The sequence below is a fragment of the Polynucleobacter sp. genome (genome assembly GCF_030693775.1).
Lineage (GTDB): Bacteria > Pseudomonadota > Gammaproteobacteria > Burkholderiales > Burkholderiaceae > Polynucleobacter.
In genome coordinates this window covers 824,549-840,941 of sequence record NZ_JAUXZY010000004.1, presented here as the reverse complement: position 1 = coordinate 840,941, position 16,393 = coordinate 824,549, and the positions used below count along the sequence as shown (strand labels likewise).

Annotated in this window: 21 protein-coding genes; 3 read left to right on the top strand and 18 right to left on the bottom strand. The window is 48.4% G+C overall.

Features of this window, described 5'->3' with window-relative positions:
- Positions 1–43: 43 nt before the first annotated feature.
- From Q8M75_RS07060 to Q8M75_RS07020, 9 genes are all read right to left on the bottom strand, one after another.
- Positions 44–1,195 (bottom strand): SUMF1/EgtB/PvdO family nonheme iron enzyme, encoded by a 1,152-nt coding sequence (locus Q8M75_RS07060; RefSeq protein WP_305487790.1) that lies wholly within the window; start codon positions 1,193–1,195, stop codon positions 44–46.
- A 65-nt stretch (positions 1,196–1,260) separates the two neighbouring features.
- On the bottom strand, positions 1,261–2,064 hold the full coding sequence (gene phnE, locus Q8M75_RS07055) for a phosphonate ABC transporter, permease protein PhnE (RefSeq protein ID WP_305487788.1): 804 nt from the start codon (positions 2,062–2,064) through the stop codon (positions 1,261–1,263).
- A complete protein-coding gene (locus Q8M75_RS07050; RefSeq protein WP_305487785.1) occupies positions 2,061–2,903 on the bottom strand; it encodes an ABC transporter permease in 843 nt (280 codons plus the stop codon). The genes phnE and Q8M75_RS07050 overlap by 4 nt, the downstream gene beginning before the upstream one ends.
- A gap of 7 nt (positions 2,904–2,910) precedes the next feature.
- Positions 2,911–3,774: a phosphonate ABC transporter ATP-binding protein gene (locus Q8M75_RS07045; RefSeq protein WP_305487783.1), complete on the bottom strand. Its 864-nt coding sequence runs from the start codon at positions 3,772–3,774 to the stop codon at positions 2,911–2,913.
- A gap of 8 nt (positions 3,775–3,782) precedes the next feature.
- Positions 3,783–4,637 (bottom strand): putative selenate ABC transporter substrate-binding protein, encoded by an 855-nt coding sequence (locus tag Q8M75_RS07040; protein ID WP_305487781.1) that lies wholly within the window; start codon positions 4,635–4,637, stop codon positions 3,783–3,785.
- A gap of 248 nt (positions 4,638–4,885) precedes the next feature.
- Positions 4,886–5,479, bottom strand: a complete 594-nt coding sequence (locus tag Q8M75_RS07035; RefSeq protein ID WP_305487780.1) for a DUF2076 family protein — start codon at positions 5,477–5,479, stop codon at positions 4,886–4,888.
- A gap of 108 nt (positions 5,480–5,587) precedes the next feature.
- The gene (locus Q8M75_RS07030; protein WP_305487777.1) at positions 5,588–6,127 is read right to left on the bottom strand and encodes a TIGR00645 family protein; all 540 of its coding nucleotides are present in this window, start codon (positions 6,125–6,127) and stop codon (positions 5,588–5,590) included.
- 62 nt (positions 6,128–6,189) lie between these two features.
- Positions 6,190–6,531: an endoribonuclease MazF gene (gene mazF, locus Q8M75_RS07025; RefSeq protein WP_305487775.1), complete on the bottom strand. Its 342-nt coding sequence runs from the start codon at positions 6,529–6,531 to the stop codon at positions 6,190–6,192.
- Entirely contained in the window at positions 6,531–6,773 is a 243-nt protein-coding gene (locus tag Q8M75_RS07020; protein ID WP_305487773.1) for a PbsX family transcriptional regulator, read from the bottom strand. Before Q8M75_RS07020 ends, mazF begins: the two co-directional genes overlap by 1 nt.
- 199 nt (positions 6,774–6,972) lie before the next feature.
- On the opposite strand from Q8M75_RS07020, the gene Q8M75_RS07015 reads away from it, so the two are divergent.
- Complete coding sequence (locus Q8M75_RS07015; protein WP_305487771.1) at positions 6,973–7,944, top strand: YafY family protein; 972 nt, start codon at positions 6,973–6,975, stop codon at positions 7,942–7,944.
- An 8-nt stretch (positions 7,945–7,952) separates the two neighbouring features.
- Here the strand turns inward: Q8M75_RS07015 and Q8M75_RS07010 are convergent, their stop codons facing one another.
- From Q8M75_RS07010 to Q8M75_RS06980, 7 genes are all read right to left on the bottom strand, one after another.
- Positions 7,953–8,564, bottom strand: coding sequence for an alternative oxidase (locus Q8M75_RS07010; protein ID WP_305487769.1), 612 nt, complete (start codon positions 8,562–8,564; stop codon positions 7,953–7,955).
- Between the two features lie 112 nt (positions 8,565–8,676).
- Positions 8,677–9,069: a hypothetical protein gene (locus Q8M75_RS07005; RefSeq protein WP_305487768.1), complete on the bottom strand. Its 393-nt coding sequence runs from the start codon at positions 9,067–9,069 to the stop codon at positions 8,677–8,679.
- Positions 9,066–9,392, bottom strand: coding sequence for a heavy-metal-associated domain-containing protein (locus tag Q8M75_RS07000; protein WP_305487766.1), 327 nt, complete (start codon positions 9,390–9,392; stop codon positions 9,066–9,068). The genes Q8M75_RS07005 and Q8M75_RS07000 overlap by 4 nt, the downstream gene beginning before the upstream one ends.
- 10 nt (positions 9,393–9,402) lie before the next feature.
- Entirely contained in the window at positions 9,403–10,053 is a 651-nt protein-coding gene (locus tag Q8M75_RS06995) for a hypothetical protein (RefSeq protein WP_305487763.1), read from the bottom strand.
- Positions 10,050–10,331, bottom strand: a complete 282-nt coding sequence (locus Q8M75_RS06990) for a copper-binding protein (protein WP_305487761.1) — start codon at positions 10,329–10,331, stop codon at positions 10,050–10,052. Before Q8M75_RS06990 ends, Q8M75_RS06995 begins: the two co-directional genes overlap by 4 nt.
- A 53-nt stretch (positions 10,332–10,384) precedes the next feature.
- Positions 10,385–10,750: a hypothetical protein gene (locus Q8M75_RS06985; protein ID WP_305487759.1), complete on the bottom strand. Its 366-nt coding sequence runs from the start codon at positions 10,748–10,750 to the stop codon at positions 10,385–10,387.
- 94 nt (positions 10,751–10,844) lie between these two features.
- Positions 10,845–11,465 carry a DsbA family protein gene (locus Q8M75_RS06980; RefSeq protein WP_305487757.1) on the bottom strand — a complete coding sequence of 207 codons (621 nt, stop codon included), beginning with the start codon at positions 11,463–11,465 and terminating at the stop codon, positions 10,845–10,847.
- Positions 11,466–11,753: 288 nt separating this feature from the next.
- Here Q8M75_RS06980 and Q8M75_RS06975 point away from each other — a divergent pair, with 288 nt between their 5' ends.
- Positions 11,754–12,281, top strand: a complete 528-nt coding sequence (locus Q8M75_RS06975; RefSeq protein WP_305487755.1) for a DUF4149 domain-containing protein — start codon at positions 11,754–11,756, stop codon at positions 12,279–12,281.
- A 48-nt stretch (positions 12,282–12,329) separates the two neighbouring features.
- Here Q8M75_RS06975 and Q8M75_RS06970 read toward each other — a convergent pair whose 3' ends face one another.
- The gene (locus Q8M75_RS06970) at positions 12,330–14,099 is read right to left on the bottom strand and encodes an ABC transporter transmembrane domain-containing protein (protein ID WP_305487752.1); all 1,770 of its coding nucleotides are present in this window, start codon (positions 14,097–14,099) and stop codon (positions 12,330–12,332) included.
- Between the two features lie 59 nt (positions 14,100–14,158).
- Positions 14,159–15,310 carry a hypothetical protein gene (locus tag Q8M75_RS06965; RefSeq protein WP_305487750.1) on the bottom strand — a complete coding sequence of 384 codons (1,152 nt, stop codon included), beginning with the start codon at positions 15,308–15,310 and terminating at the stop codon, positions 14,159–14,161.
- Between the two features lie 246 nt (positions 15,311–15,556).
- Between Q8M75_RS06965 and Q8M75_RS06960 the strand changes: the two genes are divergently transcribed.
- Positions 15,557–16,387, top strand: coding sequence for a hypothetical protein (locus tag Q8M75_RS06960; protein ID WP_305487749.1), 831 nt, complete (start codon positions 15,557–15,559; stop codon positions 16,385–16,387).
- The last annotated feature ends 6 nt before the right edge of the window (positions 16,388–16,393 follow it).

Below are 16,393 nucleotides of genomic sequence, written 5' to 3'. Positions count from 1 at the left end.
ATTTAAACGATGGCAAATGCCATAAACGGTAAGCTTACTCAATTTAGAGTAAACACGTGCGAAAGCCACAAAAGTGGTCCTTGCGATGCGGGGCATAAAAATTACGAAATTGACTGCGCCTTAATCGGTCTGGAGTATACATACTCCACCCCTTTAAGACCTGATAGCTCCCATCAAACCAAGGCTGAGAGTAATCTGCATAAGGGTCGCTGCTAAATCCCAGAAAAGGCGTAAAAGGACTGCTCGTCCACTCCCATAAATGGGACGGTTGCCAGTCATGTTGTTTTTGAGCCATTAATAAACTCAGCTCATGCTCGTTGGGTAGGCGCAATTGGCGCCAATCACAATAGCGTTTGGCATCACTATAGGAAATGTGCCGCACAGGCTCAAACGCTGAAAAACTCCGCCACTCATCAAAATAACGCTGGTACCACACTCCCCTTTCTTTCTTCCAATGCATTGGCGGTGTTACAGGATTTAAGTCTGCTTGATTGCTAGGTGATTCAATAAACTCCAAATAATCGGAATTATGAATCGCCTGCTCCGCAATGCTAAAAGCGGGTAGCGTTATCGAATGAGCCCACTTTTCATTATCAAAAATGAAACCGCTTTTAGGCTCAGAACCAACCATGACCTTGGTTTCTGGAAAATGAATATAGGAAGATGCGTTGTTAGCATCTAATTTAGCCTGAGAAAATGGCGCAAATGGCGCTGGATAGCCTAAGGTTTGCCACATATACGCAAAAGCTTCATTGTGCATATCCTGATGAAAAATCGATAGCTGAATAAAGTAGGCCTTTTCTGCATCAATCGACTTCACTAAAAGCTCGCGCGTCTTTTGTATGACTCGGGCATTGTATTCAAGCAATGCATCTAGAGGCGGAATGGGGATTGACCATCGATCCCGATGGGCAATTTCAGAAGAATTAAACAGATAATCCGCATCACCCAATAGGGATGGGTTAGCCACCTGACCAGCGCGATGTACCCAAAACTCATGGAACCACGTGAGGTGACCGAACTCCCAATGCGGGGGATTTAAATTAGCATTGATCGGAACCGATTCATCGCCCGGCCTCATTTTCTCCAGAATGCTGCGGGTAAGGCTATTTGTACTTACCAGCCAGCCATCTAAAAGCACAGCATTCGGATAGGGCTCATACAGGAGGTGATCAGCGACTGGAGGATGGGGCATAGTATTCCGATTATTACGCCTTAAAAATACACTCGTCTAAATACATTATTTCAAAATCCCTAGCGCTAGCGCGACATCAACCGTCGAGCAGTGTAAGACACGGTATCGACCAGAACAACCAGTACTATCATGGCGATCAAGATGCTGCTGGTCTCTTGCATTTGAAATAGCCCCATGTGAAAGGCTAGCATTTGTCCTAGGCCGCCCCCACCCACAACACCCAAAACAGCAGCTGCGCGGATATTATTCTCCCAGCGATACAGGGAATAGGACACCAGTTGCGGAATGATCGTTGGCAAGGTGGCGTATAAAAATACGTGACTCTCTGATGCGCCCTGTACACGCAAAGCATGGGCTGCTGCTTGCGGCGCATTCTCGATCGACTCCGAAAATAAGCGGCCAAGTACACCCGTCGTGTGCAGTGCCAATGCTAAAGTGCCAGCAAACGGCCCTAAACCAGCCGATATCAGAACTAATGCTGCCCATACTAATTCGGGAATGGAGCGCAGGCCATTGAGAATTAGTCGGCACAGAAAGCGCCAATGCGCAGGATCACCAGGATGACTTTTACTGGCTGGAATCGCCAGCAGTAAACCAAAGAAAGCCGCCAAGACAGTACCAACTGCCGACATTGCTAGGGTCTCTACGCTAGCGATCCATAGTTTATGTAAAAAAGCTGGGCGTACGTCAGGTGATAGAAGCTCACCTAAAAACCGCCCCATACGCTTGGCACTATCGACCGAAAATAAGCGCTCTAACTGAAGATCTAGAGTCCAAAAACTCAGGATTGTTAATAGGAATAGGCCGAGTGTGACCCAGCACACTGAGCAGTTCCAACGAAACCATGGATTGGCTTGTGAGTTATTCATTGCAGGATCTTTCTGAGCCATGCACTGAGTAGATCTGCTAAGCCAACGAGCAGCATAAAGACAATCAGAATAGTGGCTACTTCGCCACCATTAAACATCCGCATCGAATTATCAAGCTGTTGCCCGAGGCCCCCTGCCCCAACAAAACCAAGGACTGCCGAAGCCCGAATGGCACACTCCCAACGATATACGGTGTAGCTCGTCAGCTCAGTTAAATTCTGTGGCAAGACTCCATAAAAGAATGCTTGTAAGCGGCTGGAGCCATTCCGCATTAAGTTAGTAGAGACGTGATGATCGCCACTCTCGAGAATCTCGGTATAGACCTTTCCCAGCATGCCTGCGTACGTTAGGCCAATTGCTAAGACCCCTGCAGCCGGCCCGAGACCAACGACCCTGACAAATACCAAGGCCCAAATCAACTCGGGAACACTGCGAATAATGATTAATATCCAACGTACTAGTTGACGCAGTACAAACGGCAAATGATGCATTCGTCCTGATAAGGATGAAATTGACAATACACGGGTTGAGATCAATGTCAGTGGGATTGCCAGTAGCAGCGCTAAAAAGGTGCCAGCGGTAGCAATCGCAATAGTTCGCCATGCCTCCTTGGCGACGAGTAGCAAAAAATCAGGCTGCGTGTTGGGAGGAAAAAAGTCAGCCAGAAATCGAGAGCTTACTTTGAGATTCTCGGACTCCAGCAAAATCCAAGGCTTAAACTCCGTTGCTACTAAAGCGGGTACTAGAAGAACAATGATCGCGATAGACCAGAACAGGCGTCCCGTCCAAGCCGGATCTCTTAGCGCAGGGTTAATGGGTGGGGCTAAAGAGCTAGGCACTGCTTTATTACCGGCAGTGAATAATCTTGACCGGCGCCGGCTCAGGAAGACTATCTAGCGTGACAGGTGTGCTTTGATCAAGCTCGTGTTCATGTTGCCTATATAAATCTGCCAACAGCTCTTTACTAACTTCATTGCTTGGAAGATCAAAGGCCAGCTTTCCATCACGCAAGCCAATGACGCGAGGAAATTGGCTGATGGCCACATCCACTTGGTGCAAGCTTGTAATTAAGGTAACCGCGTGCTCCTTTGCATGCGTAATTAAACTTTCAATCGCCTGTCGTGCTCGGGTGGGATCCAAAGCCGAAAGTGGCTCGTCAATTAACCAGATCTTTGCGGGTGCTAGCAAAGCACGGGCCAATCCCACACGCTGGCGCTCGCCACCAGAAAGCCGGTCTACCCGCTGCCAAAGCTTATCGGCAAGGTCAAATTGAGCCAGCGCCTCACTCGCCTCTTTTATATCTCGGGGATAAATCAAGCTCATCAGACTGGCAAAGAAAGACTGTCCCGGTAATTTTGCTGCAAGGAGCGCAGTAATGACACGCTGCCTAGGCGGTAATGGCGGGGTTTGCGGTGCATAAAAGAGATTGCCGCGTAATTTTTGCAGCTGACGAATGGGCAGCTTCCAAACGGACTGGTGATTGAGAACGACATTTCCAGACTGCACCTTTAAAGCGGCAGCAATCACGAGCAAACAGCTGGTTTTACCCGACCCTGAGGGGCCAATGATGGCGACATGCTCCCCTGGCGTAATTGCTAAGCTGAGTTCTTGAATCGCTGGAGGAGCATTTACAGATGCTGCGGGATGCCGAGCAGTGACATCGCTCAGCTCGATGCCAAAGTCATTGCGAGTAGTGGCTTGACTCTGCACGTAATCAATTAACGAATTAAGCCAGCACTTCGTCCTGCGCTCTCCAGACCTTTGTAGTTTTCTGGTTTAGTAGGGATGTATTTGGTAGCACGATTCAGGGTCAAGATTTCTTTGCCCTCTGGGTTATTCATATTGAGATCAAGCAAGGCTGCAGTAATTTTTTCACGCTGCGCTGCTGGCATGTCTGCGTGTACCGACCAGTTGTAATTAAAGTATGGCGGGGTTGTATAAAAAACGTCGACTTTACTTGTGTCCACCTTATTCTCTGCAACAAATTTACGCCATACCGTTATATCCAACGCTGCTGCATCAACGCGGCCGCTCACAACCGACGCAATGGTTGCATCGTGCGCTCCAGAGTAGGCCACCCGTTTAAAGTCTTTGTCTGGATCGATGCCAGCCTCTAATAAAAAGGAGCGCGGCATTAAATGACCCGATGTGCTCGATTGCGAGCCAAAGCTAACTTGCTTTCCTTTTAAATCGGCAAGGCTTTTGATACCAGAATTGGTTTGGGTAATAAACACGGACCGAAACTTGGTATCTTCTTCACGCTGAGCAATTGGAACGATCTTCCCACCAGAACGAATTTGCGCTTGTACATATGTGAAACCACCAAACCATACCAATTCAACTTGCTTGTTCACCAGCGCTTCTACTGCGGCAGGATAGTCATTGACCGGAACAAAATCGACCTTAGTGCCTACCGTACGCTCTAGATACTTGGTCAAGGGACCAAATTTACGCATCTGCTCGGTTGCAGCCTCCTCTGGAATGGTGGTTACGCGTAAAACGGATTGCGCACTTAAGCTCAGTGAAGCAGCAAAGAGGCATAGGCAAAGGACTGATTTAAAAAAATGTTTCACGTTTTCAACACTTTATAACGATAAAAACAAAATTATATAGAGGATTTAAGAAGCGAGTTGCCCTGCACGATTCGCGAAGGTAGCGATAATGCTGAGCGTGCCCGTGCACTGAGCCATATAAGCGAAGCAAACGGCTTTATGCCGTTTAAGAGCAATTAAGGCATGCGGCTTAAAAAGGGTCGGCGCGTAACATATTTACTTCGCAGGCCGATGCCTAGCGCAGATCTTGTTACCAATTGGAATGCAAGTTATGCAAATCCATCGACATCAAAGTCGTCACCAAAGTCGCTGTCGTAATCCACTGCGCTGTTATCGTAGTTTTGAGCAACCTGCTGACCCGATTCTGTTGGTGAATTCGAATGGTCTAACGCTGTACCTGCATCTGAATTGGCGCCTTGACCCATCATGCTCTGAATACCTTGATAAAGCAGTGAGCCCGCTACGACACCAACTGCAGTCGTTGCGATGGCGCCCAGCATGCCGGACCCCCAAGCGCTTGGCTGTGCTGCACCCGCCGCCGGTTTTGCCGCCATGGCATTTGCTGGCGTGCTTTGCGTTGGAGTGGGCGCTACCCTGCCCCAGGAGTTAATGCCACTCAAAAATCCAGAGTTAGGTTTGTTGGCTTGGTCGATTTGCGCTTGCATCTCTGCCATTTGTTTTTGGGCGACTTGCAGTGCCATTTCCAAGCCCATGGCGCGTTGGACTAAAAGATAGGATGCGTCCGGCTGCTGCTTAATTGATTCGGCAATCAAGGTATTGGCTTCGGCGTCTTTTGTGCCTGCCTGGGTGCTATTGAGCTGTTGTAAGAACTGCTCCAGTTGGGCTTTTTCTTGGGAATTCATATGCAGCGCTCCTGCTGTAGTGGAATGACTTCATCTTAGCTGAAATACGCTAAGAATGGTGATGCGTCAGAATGCAATCTGACGCGCGTTCTCCTAGGGCGCTACCAATTAATGCTTGTGGGCTGAATTAACCAACTTTTCGGTATAGGCAATGGCAACCGCAGACAACACAAACGTCACATGAATTAAGGTCTGCCATAGGAGTGTTTTCTCATCATAGGATGCGGCATTAATAAATGTCTTGAGCAAATGAATCGAGGAAATGCCGATAATCGCGGTTGCCAGTTTTACCTTAAGCACCCCAGCATTCACATGGGAGAGCCACTCGGGCTGATCGGGGTGATTCTTTAAATCGAGGCGGGACACAAAGGTCTCCCACCCGCCCACGATGACCATCACCAATAAATTGGAGATCATCACCACATCAATGAGACCCAAAACAATCAGCATTAATGCCGTTTCGGTCATCGACTTATCAGCCATCATGCTAATTAGGTGGACCAGCTCTAGCCAGAACTGCCAGACATAAACCCCCTGGGCCACAATCAGGCCAATATAAAGGGGCGCCTGTAACCAGCGGGACATAAAGATCCAACGCGGCAATGGGCGAAGCTTTTTAACCTCTGGCGATTGATTTTCCGAATTCATGTAGGGATTTTAACGGCTTTTGTGACAAGGTGATGACGCACTCCTGAATTAAGAAGCCTGGATTAAGCAATCTGCAACAAAGGCTTCAACTTGGCTTTTATCTCAATAAGGCTTGCATAATTCAGCTTGGACTTAAATCTTGCCTTACGTATACGCCAATCTAATGATTTAATTTGATCCGCCAAGATCGCGGTACGCACGCCATCTATAGTAGCCAAAACCTCAAATGGGTAGCCCTTAATCTGGGTGGTCATCGGGCAGCACAGCATTAAGCCAGACTTGCCGTTATAAATTTTTGGGCTTAAAACAGCTGCAGGCCTATGGCCAGCCTGCTCATGGCCCGCCTGAGGATCAAACTCCAGCCAAACCACATCACCAGCATCGGGTGTGTATGCCTTTACCATCAGAACATTTCCTTACCAACGGGCGCCCCAAAAGATGCCTCTACGTGACAGTTTTCGGGTGTGATGGATTTAACTAAGCTTTCCAAGGTATATGCCGAGGGATTTACCGGTTGAATAACCAGCTTACCTTTTACAACCTTAATAGTGACCTCTTGATCCAAGCTCAGATGCGCCGATTGCATCAAACTTGAGCTTAGGCGTAGCGCGGGGCTATTACCCCATTTCTTAATTGTTGCCTGCATAACAACTCCATTTATTTTGTATCTACATTGTAGATACATTTTGGAAATTGTCAATGGCCCTCTCGAAATTTAGCTTTGGTTTGTGTGTGGACAAATTGCGCAAGCCAATGGATAACAATCCACCACCGGCTCAAAATATGAGCCTCAACCTCCTTAATCTGCTTTAATTACTAATAGTTCTATTTATTAAGGAAATGTCATGAGTGACATGGAGCGATTACACCGCATTAAATACATGATTCAGGCACGAAAGAGTGTGCCGAAGCAGGCCTTTTTGGATGAACTCGAAATCTCCGACGCTACCTTTAAGCGTGACTTAGAGTATTTGCGCAGCCGCATGAATGCCTCCATTATTTATGACCGCTACACAGGGGGCTATCAATTTGAAAATCCGCAAGATGCGGAGAAAACCGAATTGCCGGGCCTGTGGTTTAGCGAAAAAGAAGCCACTGCCCTCGTATTGATGCAGCACTTGCTGTCGTCCCTCGATCAAGGCGGTTTAATTGGTCCGCACATTGAGCCTCTGACGGCCATCATCGATGGCATCTTGGGCCAATCTGAAACTACCGCCAAGGAGCTGCGCAAACGCATCAAGGTATTGGGCATGGGCAGCCGCAAGAACAGCATCGAGAACTTTGCCGAGATTGGCGCTGCCCTGCTCAAACGCAATCGCTTGGATGTAGCCTATTACTCCAAAGGCAAAGATGAATTAACCCAGCGCATTGTTTCCCCGCAGCGGCTAATTTTTTACCGCGAAAACTGGTACCTCGATGCCTACTGCCACTTGCGTAAAGAACTACGCAGCTTTGCGGTAGATGGCATTCGTAAAGCGGTGCTCACCAACCTCAAAGCCGATGAGATTTCTGAAAAGCAAGCGCAAGAGCATTTTGCAGAAAGCTATGGCATCTTTTCTGGGAAAGCTACACAACGCGCTAAGTTACGTTTTACGCCTGAGCATGCACGCTGGGTTGCCACTGAGAAGTGGCATGGCCAACAAGTAGGCAGCTTTGATAAAGAAGGCTTTTATATCTTGGAGTTTGATTACAACCAGGATCCCGAACTCATCATGGATATTTTGAAGCACGGCTCCGGTGTTGAGGTGATGGGGCCGGCTAGTCTGAAGAGCAAGGTGAAGGCGGAGTTAGAGAAAGCACTCACGAGTTACCGCTAAAGAACAATCTAGTTTGCTTTTGGCCGATCGTATTCATTTGCAAAGGCATGGTTCGTATCACGATGCCCCGCTTCATCTTCACGCACCACCAGCACGACATCACGCAGAGTTGCATTGACAGGAAGCTTCCAGTAATCAATCGCGATTTGCGGTGCTGGAATATTCGGCGTTCTACCCTCATCAATCTCTTTTAAATACTCGGTGTAGGAATACACCGCCTCTTCTTCAAAGTACCCCACAATGCGGTGCGCAGTGCGAGGAAAAAAGACATAAATAATGAAAAAGACATTCCAAAAAATAGCTTGGGCAAACAGAACCAAATAACGCTCGAAGCGATTGGGTTTGGCAATCTCAATGAATGTCATCAAGTGCATCCGCTCGTTTTCAGCTTCGGCTAATAGGGTACGAATTTTAGGACCATAGCCATGGCGCATTTGCCGCAGGCTCATCAGGTGGGTCCACATACCGGCAACCATGCCTGGAACACCCGCTACCGTTTCTAGTACCACCGCACGATGACCGTAGCGTTTCTGAAAGAAGGTGTCCGCAAAGAAACGCATACTTTTCGTAAAGGACAGCGCAACCCTGTCGGACATCGTAATAACTTGGTAGTGTTCCATGGGATTGACTAGCCTAGATCGGTATAAAGGTATCCCTTCATCGTATTGGAAACTGGCTATTTCCGTTTGCGGAGATTGAAATCAGCCTTTTTAATCCATTTAAACGGGTTTTCTAACTCAATAGCGGCTGTATGAATGCAAACCAGCCCCCCACTAGCAGCAAAACCAAGCTAAATAAGTAGATGCGCAATGAAATTCGGCGCGTACTGAGGCAGGCATTGCGTAAGTCTGGATCAATAGGGCATGGGGCATAGCGATTACGCCATTGCAAGAATCCGCCTGCCACCATCAAGGCGCTGCTCACCAAAAAAATCGCCTCCTTGTGTTCGCTGATCCACACAATTTGCGGAAACACGGCGACCAGTGAAGCCAGTGCAGCACCAGCACCTAAACTGACTAACAGCGCTGGTAGTGCGCAGCAAATTAAGGTGCTAGTACTAGCAAAGAGGCTAACCCATGAACTGATGTACGGCGTTTTTACATCGGGCGAGCCATCCGCGCTCATTTCTTGCCTTTCATCTGATCTCTAAACTGCGCAACGGTAAGCGGGATGGTTTCCACCTTAGTCACGTCATAGCCTGAGTCAATAATTTCTTGACGAATCTCTTTTTCATTGAGAGTCTTGCCCTCTTTTGCTTCCACCACAACCACCTTATTTTTGAGATCCACCAATACGGCCTTGGTCTCATCCATCTTCAGTAAGCTCTTTTCAATGCCTTGGGCGCAAAAGGAGCAAACCATGCCATTGACAGTCACCTTCATGCTGGCAAGGCTTGCCTGACTCAATCCCATCAATGCGATTGCAAATACAAAGTTCAATAGTTTCATGATGTTCATCCTAATAGTTATACATAAAATTAAAACGCGGCTGACCCGATAAATTGGCTCCGAGCTCAACAAAGTAGCGATTGTGAATAACCCGAAGCATGGGTGTAAATTCATACTGATTCGATACAAAGGTCATGCGTCTGGCCTCAATCACAAGCCAGGGCTGTGGCTGGTCGTAATCCACCTCATAAAACGAGGCCCCAAGCCGAGCGGTAGTGATGTTGCTAGTAGCCCCCTGCGCTGCGTATACCCGAGCAGATGCCATGGAGTAAAAACGGGTGGTTTCATAATCGACCTGCAGGCCAGGTGAGGCCATGGCTTTTGACCCCCCAAACGTGCTGCCGGTAGTTGAGCCCAGTCCGCCAATAAACCAAATATTGGCCTGTGCATTGGGAAGATTCCAGCGCGCCACTTTACGGGTATAAACCACCTCGGCATTTTGCTGACGCTTGGAGTAATCATCGGTTTGCATGGCACCAGCCGAGAACCCAATTGCATCATTGGCAGTCGTTGCGTAATTAAAGGAAAACTCTTGGTAGGTTTTACTAAAATCGCCCATGAACATCCAGCTATTTTTATAGCCCATGGGCGCAGCATGTGACTGGGCAACGAGGCCGAACAGCGTGAGCATTACTCCGCCGATTTTGGGGAGTAATTTCATTTCAGTTTTTCCAGGGTAGTGATGTCCAAAGCCCCATCCACTATCTTGAACTGAAAGCGCACCTTATCGCCCGGCTTATATGACTCGACATTGAGGCCACTGCTAATGCCAAATGGCATCGTCATGGCATGCATTTTGATGCTGGGAATGTATTCGTGCTTCATCATGATGCGGTTACGTGCAGTATCAATCCGGACAATTTCCCCATTGACCCATTCCGCAGCGATTACGGCATACGACGATAAAACACACAGTAAAGCAATAATAGTTTTTTTCATGTAAGGCTCCAAAGAAAGTGATGCCCAAAAATGGGCGGACTAATCCTAAGGAGTTACAGAATGGGTGGCTTAATTAATCCCGTTGGGTCTGCGCTGACTAAGGCGTGCGTGATATGAGTCACGCTTTGCGTAAGGTGATCGGCAGTGATCAAGAGGATTGCATCACCTGTAAGGCCAAAAGCCATACACAAAGGACAAGCGTTGCAGTTACGTTGATTATCAAAAGTAGCGCCATCGGACTCCAGTGTTCCGTTAGCACTCACCTCTAGATGGCAGGCATGATTAACGGATGCGTTGGCATGCACTGATTCAGGAGCAATCGACGGCATTTGTTGCATTTGCAAATCCATGCCGAGGGACGCCATGGCCTGCATGGGCACCAATAGGACTAGCAAGAGACTGATCAAGCTTTTTACCATGGCTAAATCCTAGCACTTTTCGGCAATGTTGGTCTGTTTGTAGGCAAACAGACCGTGCTGAGCCGATTTACGGGGCTTATGCCCCAGATTTAACTCAGTTACTACCCAGAAGTGATTTGATTGGAATTAACTTTTCGAGCTCATCGACATTGGTATAGCCTGTTACCGGCATAAAGCTTTTGGGTGAAAAGTTTTTCTCGCCAATCAACATGGCGGGCACGCCCTGAAAGCCGTTTGCCTTAAATTCTTCCTCGTCTGCAATCACTTGCTTAGTCACGACCCCATCATCAAAGGCTTCACGCAAGGCATTGGGCTCGATGCCGACTTGCTCAGCCAGCGCAATGATTTCATCTTCATTGCTAATGTTAGCGCCCTGACTAAATACTGACCTAAAGATAGCCAGCGCTAGTTGTAACGATTTTCCGTGCTTATTGGCAAAGCACACGCTCTCTTGTGCCAACCAGGTGTAGGTCAAAAAAGCGGGAGTACGTAATACCAGCTTTTCTTCTTGCACAATCGGCTCCATTGACGCCTGCTGCAGTTTCTTTAAATAGGAATCGGATGGCGGCATCGTGCCAATCGTAGGCGTCAGCTCAATCGCCCGCCAAATAATCTCTATGCCATCCTGATAGCGCTCTTTCAGCTTGGCCAGTGCCGCCGTCTGAAGATAGGAGTAAGGGCACTCAAAATCACCCCAAATTTGTATCTGAATCATAGTGTTATACGTTAATCCCATTAAGGAGAGGCAGAATCAAATACAAAGCAGTTCAAGACTGATTAAAAAAGGGTCGCCCAGAGGCGACCGACAAGCACAAGGAAGGAGATATGAGTTTGCACCCTTATAGCAATTTAGGTATAAGACTACTACCAAAAGGGCTTTTTTGTAACGAAAATAGCATTACCAGTGCTGTACGGCCTTTTTTTGGCATTCTTTTTTAATCATTTCCAAGCAAACGCTTGAGATGCTTACGACAGCACTACTTTCTAAAAACACATTCCTAAAATGCAGCCGCTTAACCCATCCAATAAGCCAACCTCAACAGAGATACTGGATCAGCACAACGCCACCAATCGCGTCATTACCTGCCTTTGCCTTTTGCTGGGCGGCGGCCTCCTGGGCCAGTTGCTTAGTATTGTTGTGGTGCGCATTGCCTCGAGCGATATTCAAGCGGGTGGCATGCTGGCGGACATCATTACGCAGCACTTCGCCAACGTCATTTTGGGCATCGCCTTTGTTGTTCTGAGTATTTCCAATCTACTGATCAAGCGGGGCCTCGTGGAATACAAACGATTGCGCCTGCCCGCTATTGTTTTGGCAATCTCGACTGCAATCGTGGCGTTTATATTGATTCCCCGAATGGATTACTTACGCGAGGCCGCCTTGCTTGACGGACTTCCGGTTCTCTATTCAGCTTCAGCGGCCTACTTTACAACCTTATCCGCACTAGCAACTAGCCTTCTCTTGATTCAGCTAGCGAGTGGCGGCGTGCTGGTGTGGCGACAGCTCAATCCCAAAAAATCAGCAGGTTAATTTAGCGTCAAGGGATTGATCGTTTTATTGCTCGTTTTAATTTGTTTCTTATGCAAATTGCAAGTCAGCCAAGCGTGCATATAATCCGCCCTGCTGAATTAAATCAGCATGGCTACCCTGCTCCACGAGCCGCCCTTCCTCTAAGACCAAGATCGAATCTGCGCGCAGTACGGTCGCCAAACGGTGGGCAATCGTTAGGGATGTTCTTCCTGGAAGCACGCTATCCAATGCCAACTGCACCTCGCGTTCGGATTCTGCGTCAAGGGCGCTGGTTGCCTCATCCAACAGTAAGATGGGTGGGTTCTTCAATATCGCTCTGGCAATGGAAATGCGCTGCTTTTGTCCACCCGAGAGACGCACACCGCGCTCTCCTAAAAAACTGCCGTAGCCTTCGGGCAATGCCGAAATAAATCCATCGGCATGCGCCGTTTTGGCGGCAGCAATCACCTCTTCATCACTGGCATCCAATTTGCCATAGCGAATGTTTTCCATGGCGCTCGATGCAAAGATGATCGGCTCTTGCGGAACGATACCGATCAGATTGCGCAGCTCGCTCACTGGCCAGTGGGTTATGTCCTGACCCAAAATCGCAATCTGGCCAGCCGTTGGCGCATAAAAGCGCAAGAGCATTGCAAACAAGGTACTTTTACCAGCACCAGATGGACCCACCAGGGCGTAGCGAGCGCCTTGAGGTACGGCAAAAGAAAGGTGATTAATGGCCATAAAGTCAGGGCGGGATGAGTACGCAAATGAAACATCCTGGAACGCTACCGCCTCCACCTGCTCTACCGATGAGGATGGGGGCGGCGATGAGATCGGTTCTTGGCTTGCGCTAGCGTTGCCATAAACCAAATCGGGCGGCGCTTGCATTAACTCAACCAAGCGCTCCATGGCGCCAGCAGCCCGCTGCAAATCACCCCAGGTCTCGGATAACGCACCAATCGATCCGGCGATCAACACGGCATAGAGCACAAATTGGGTTAGCTCGCCTAAAGTCATGACACCAGCAGTCACCTGCTGGGCCCCTATCCACAGCACAAATACAATCACGCCAAACGACATCACAATAGCCATGGCAGTTAATACCGAGCGCATGGTGATGCGCTTCTTCGCCTCCCCAAAAGCAGTCTCTACTGCGGCATTGAAACGTTGCTGCTCATGGGGCTCTCGAGTAAATGCTTGCACCGTAGTGATGGCATTCAAAACCTCCCCGGCCATGGCGCTGGTATCGGCGACTTTATCTTGGCTGATGCGCGACATTTTTCGCACGCGTCTACCCAAGGCCCATAGCGGCAAGACGATGATGGCAAGTAACACAATCATTACACCCGCGAGCCATGCACTTGTCACCAGCATCATGGTCATGCCACCAATCAACATGACCAAGCTGCGCAATGCAATGGATATGCTCGAACCCACCAAGGTTTGCACTAAGGTCGTATCGCTCGTTAACCGCGATAGAACTTCCCCAGTTTGCAGGGTTTCAAAATAACGGGGGCTTTGACGCAAGACGTTTTCAAAAACGCGTTGCCGGATATCGGCTACTACACGCTCACCTAACCAGGACATCATGTAATAGCGGCTAGCTGTCATCACCGCGAGGACCGCAGCCAATAGCAATAAGTAAATGAACTGTCGATCAATTGCATCACTGGTTAGGCCAGTATCAACCACCCCCCGAAAAGCCAGCGGTACCGCTAAGGTAGCTGCTGCCGCCAATAGGAGGAAAAGGCAGGCCAATATCCACTGGATTCGGTAGCGGGATAAAACACGGTAGTCGCGAAGCCAGCGGGTCAAGCTATTGAGTTTGGATGCCATAGAAGGCGAGTGTAAGTGATATCACAACCTAGGTTGATTTCAGGGCGAAATCAATACCATTAAAGGGATTGCATGCGCTCCGATATATTACTCAGAGCGCTAAATGAATCGCGACTTAAATCAATGCATCCGCCATCTGCATACACGCCGGCAGGGTCACGATAGACCATCATCTTCTGCAGTATTGGCTTTTTAATCGCCGGATCATCGAGGGCCAATTGAACGCGCTCTTTGACTACAGCTTCATTCATCCACGGAATGCCCGCAGGACTTACTTCAACGCATTGGCTCCAATAATAAATCTCTATGCACTTCTCTTCGAGCGTATAGGGACTCTGGCAATCCCATAAATTGCAGAAGCGCCCGCCACCTAAATAAATAACCCAAGAACCCTCAAACCCCTCGAGATCGGACGAGTGGTCGTCGGGATTTTTAAACCAAATGCGATCCCCCGGAATGTAATAGCGCATCGGCATGGGATTTTCACGGGTGCCTCGCTCCCCTAAAAAACGGAACAGAAAATCATCGCCCGTTAAGGCACGCTTGCGCCACTGATGCTCTACGTCGTTTAAGCCTGTTTCATTCACCCTCTGCAACTCGCATACAACCGCATACAGCATGAGGTATTCCGAGGCACGTTGGCATGAAAAAGCATACGTATATCCGCTGACATCGGGGCATAAGGCCCGCTCCAATCCATCCGCTAGTGAAACGCCATGGCGGAGTAAAAACCCATTCTCTTTGGTGTAAATCCAATATGCCTGCGGGCGAGTGATTGAGCTAGTGTCGAAGTTCAGCTCGGTGCGTGAGGCCAATTGCACTACGGTGGAGCGCATGCGTAGATTACTTTTCAGCTCCCTCTCACTGCTAAAGCAAATAACATGGGGGCTAAGCGCCATTGCCAAGATAATCTCGCCAATCAACGCCGGATCCCGATTTGACTGGCGTGCACTTAAGAAAGTTGGGATATTGGCAGTATTGAAATCAGGGCATAAGGCAAGCAAGCGATGGCTCGCCCGAAAATGCAAATGGCGTTCATTTCCAACCAGACTTAAGCTGCAATCAACGAAGTCATTGATGCCAAGGCGGCGTAAGCAGCGCTGCGTTTGACGCAGACGCTTTTCAGAATCGACGTGATCTGCAAGCAACACAGCAAAGCCAATGGCTTGGGCATCGGTCAATGCTTGGGTCTCCACAGCGCTCGTGTGCATTGGTTTCGTCTCGCGTACTTAAATCAGCGGAAGGCTTACCCTTCAGCCACGGGGGATAAATACCCACTCAATTTGTAAGCCTAAACTATTTCAATGCCATTCACTATCTTGGTGCGTTAGCGTATACCCGAATGCATATAAATAATTGATTACATTGATATTTTTTAGCTTTATTCGAAGATGATGTCATGGCGCCCCAGTAGCTTTAGGATAGGAGGCATCGCCATATGAAAGACCCTGCTTTTTATGACCAAGCCGCACAAACGCATCACCAATCGTGAATTCAAGCTCCTAATTAAGCCGCAAGGTCTGGATCGCTTAAGTCGCATCACGAAATTAAGTGAGCAAATTCACCTCTTTTGCAATAAGAAAAAGGTAGGGTTCTTTCATCTCGACAATGCTAATACGGCATTACGTAATATCTATTTTTACGACACGGCTAGCGAGCATTTTCGGCAAAATAATCTTATTCTGCGGGTGCGTGAGTCTCGTCAAAATATCTGGGTCGATGACTGGTGTGAGGTGACTTTAAAGCACCGATCGCATGAGATTAAAGATGCCATCGCAATCGATCCCAGCCCCAAAAAAGGCCTTAAGTACCGCCTTCGCCTAAAGGAGGAAATATTGCGTGGCGATAAATTAGGTTCAACTCGCGTCCTGTATTCGCACAATGCCATTCTGGATGCGGTATTGCTCGACAATGTCTTTGATCGTAGTTTTGCAGGTGTTTCCCGTTTTTTTCCTAAACTCGAAATTGAATCCCTAGAAAAAAAGACACCGATCCGGATTGTGGGCGGCAGTACCAATAAAATTTTAGAGGCCTGTTTGCCATTGGGTAATTTGGTTTTTGGTGATGGCGTACAGGCCCATTGCGAAATCGCCATCTGGATGCGCAGCGTGGGCGATCCTATTGTGGGCGAACTGGCCTTTGCTTATAGAGTGACCGATGAAAATCGTGCGCAAGTAAAAGCCCATAAACGCGCCGATGCCTTTTTTAGTGCGCTGCAGTTTGAGCTGGAAAACTGGCTAGAAATAGGCAGCACTAAAACTGCTTTGGTATACGGCAAGCCGGAGTAATTTGCG